Genomic DNA, 2,520 nt, shown 5'->3' on the forward strand with positions numbered 1-2,520 from the left:
AAATTAATAAATTTATAACGCAAAATACTCCTTAAGGAATTTGACCTATGTGTCTAATTTAGTTTGAAGACATACAAAGAGCATTAGTTGAATTGTAACATTTTAAATATTGTGGAAAACTTTCTTTTATAAAATGGAAAACGCATCTATGAAACATCCGATGTTCTTTCTCTGCCCCATGGTAGAATATCCCCTTCATCTTTCCATTTATTAGAATTGGTTCTATTACAATATTTTCCATTATACTTTAAGATATAAAGAATCGAAAGTTCCACATACCACAATCCCAAATCTAGAACTTGAAATGTCATTTTATTAGATACTGCGAGCATTTTCCTTCTCTTATTTACGTTACCATGGACTAAGGCATTTCTTATCTCCGTAATTGCACAAGGTCCATTGTTTCCATTAAAACTTATTAAACTATTATAATAGGGAGGAATTTCTATGGGTACGTTTAATTCATTTAGAATATACTCAATCTTTTGAGAAGCAGTTATTTTCTGCTTAGAATTAACTTTTTGCAGCTTTTCAACAATCAGCCAATTATAGATAAGTTCTAATGCTGTTTGCATCATCACAATAGCGCCTTCAATTTTTCCCGAACTCGAATTAGCTTCACAATACCAATGTATCAAAGTTATTAGAAAATCCTTATCCATTTCGTCCTGCCAAAGCTTATTAAATTCCTGCCAAAGATCTGTAAAATCGGGAGAATGGATATTACTCCAAGAACTCACATATCTATATTCTTCAATTATTCCAGATGAAAAATTATTCCAAACTGGTCGACCTTTTGATATCCCATTATAAAGAATTGGCGTAATTCTTCGCCCATTAATAAAACTAAAGAAGAAGATAAGTTTGAGTTGTATATCTTCCAAACCTGCTTTATTGTCTCCTGGAATAATTCCACCAACATATGTTAATTCGATTCCTCCATAAGATCGGAGTAGATTAAATTTATCTTTATGATCGGCAACCTTATCAAAAAATATCAATGGATCATTTGACGAAATAATAAAACGATCTCTAGAACCGCCCATCTGCTGGCCATCAGTTATAATATTTCCCAAGGTAAAATCTGTGAGATTTGGAATATAAAAGATAATCTCCTCCTCCTCTATATTATCTATTTTCCATACAAAATTGTCAGAAAAACCTTTTAACGAAGATTTAGCCGGATCAGAATTTATCTGAGTATCTGTTAAGAAAAATTTTCCATACGCCTCATTATTTATTATGATATCAAATAGATGGTCAGCTAAATCAATATTTGAATCTGTTTGTTTAATAATGCCAGTAATATATACTTTTGCACGGCTTATTATCCTATATTCGATGACACCATCAACAACAATTAAATTTTCTTCATTTTTTAAGATGAATTCACCTGAATAAATTATATGACTCTTGTTCTCACAAGTGATAGGATGTTTTAATCTGAATGGTTTGTCCATATATAAAAAAGTTAATTCTAAGAACTAGGAGCCCATATCAATATTTGTTTATATTACATTTCATCTAACAAGTACCCTTTTAGTAAAAGTCTAGACCTTATTGCGTCAAAAAAAGTTCTTACTCCCGTCAACGAATTTTTCATTATATCTATTTGCTCATTATACTTTAATACATTCCCAGTTCCAGCATAATAGATATTACCATCAGGCGAAATAGTACTACGTCTATCAGGCTCAAGTTTAGAAAAACAATGAGTCATTGAATTTCTAATAGAATTCGCGCGCTCTAAATCGTATTTCATCTGAGTTATCAGATCCGAAAGACCAAAAACATCGTTAGTTTCTAGCTTTTTACTTATAGAAATTAATCCAACTGATTTTTCAGGAAGCTCTAGATCAAATGCTAGATTTATGATCTGAAGTAAAATATCTCTTGTCGATATAAGGTAGTAGAATGACATCTCGCAATACATCTCATATTGAAATAAATTAATTATTTTGGTTTCACTTATAAAATCGTCATCTTCCAACACTATTCCTCGATGATAGTTTACGAGAGTATTAACATAACTCTGTCTGAGGTTCCAAATCTTTTTGTTCAAGAGATTATCCCAATGTTCAAGATTCTGTAGTACCTTAACTTCCCTAATGGATTTGTGTCCATCCCAGATCAGAACATGTTCTTTAATATGAGGAAAGCCAAATTTAATAATATCAGGAAAATCCTTCGAAAACTTATTCCATTCCTCTTTTGATGGATAAGAATAATCATCCATTTTTAATATCATAATCAAATATATAAAATGCATAAAAACAGTAGACAATGCCCAAATTGGGCATTATCAATATTATACTCTCTAAATTAGGTAGGCTATTACTATCAGTATCTAATTTACCTTATTTATTTAAAATTAATACGTCAGCTATTTATTACCTATATTATTATATAGACATAAGGCTAAGTTATCAAATTTAAAAGCTGATTGGAATTGCAACAATAAAATGGACACATAGTTAAGCTGCAATATTTTGTTTATTGATTTTTCTAGCAAACTCCTCT

2 protein-coding genes are annotated in these 2,520 nt (G+C 30.5%); both read right to left on the reverse strand.

The genetic code is table 11. The features are described 5' to 3' along the window. Positions 1-146 precede the first annotated feature (146 nt). Entirely contained in the window at positions 147-1,460 is a 1,314-nt protein-coding gene (locus tag HX021_RS21615) for a YopA family protein (protein ID WP_286592704.1), read from the reverse strand. A gap of 53 nt (positions 1,461-1,513) precedes the next feature. Beyond that, a complete protein-coding gene (locus HX021_RS21620) occupies positions 1,514-2,248 on the reverse strand; it encodes a Cthe_2314 family HEPN domain-containing protein (RefSeq protein WP_286592705.1) in 735 nt (244 codons plus the stop codon). Between the last annotated feature and the right edge of the window lie 272 nt (positions 2,249-2,520).

This window comes from Sphingobacterium sp. N143 (genome assembly GCF_030325625.1).
Taxonomy (GTDB): domain Bacteria; phylum Bacteroidota; class Bacteroidia; order Sphingobacteriales; family Sphingobacteriaceae; genus Sphingobacterium.